The sequence below is a fragment of the Pantoea sp. SIMBA_079 genome, from assembly GCF_046940275.1.
GTDB classification, from domain to species: Bacteria; Pseudomonadota; Gammaproteobacteria; order Enterobacterales; family Enterobacteriaceae; genus Pantoea; species Pantoea borealis.
This window is the reverse complement of the sequence record NZ_JAWRYR010000336.1, coordinates 1-270: the sequence shown is the minus strand read 5'-3', so window position 1 is coordinate 270 and position 270 is coordinate 1. Positions and strand designations below refer to the sequence as shown.

Annotated in this window: 1 pseudogene; it reads left to right on the top strand. The window is 57.4% G+C overall.

Annotation, left to right across the window (positions count from 1 at the left end):
• Positions 1–270 (top strand): annotated as a pseudogene (gene rlmL / locus SB719_RS20260) (23S rRNA (guanine(2445)-N(2))/(guanine(2069)-N(7))-methyltransferase); the annotation flags it as partial.

Below are 270 nucleotides of genomic sequence, written 5' to 3'. Positions count from 1 at the left end.
TTTTTGAGCTCTTCACCTTTGCGCAGCAGGATTTGCTGAAGCTGAGCAATCCGCTTGACGATAAAACCGCGACCGGAACGGTGCTGATTAACCCGGCGTATGGTGAGCGCCTTGAGATCGAGCCGGCGCTGATTGCGCTGCACAGCCAGCTGGGCCGCATTATGACGCAGCAGTTTGGCGGCTGGAATCTGTCACTGTTCAGCGCCTCACCCGATCTGCTGAGCTGCATGCAACTGCGCGCGGAGCGCCAGTTTAAAGCGAAAAATGGCC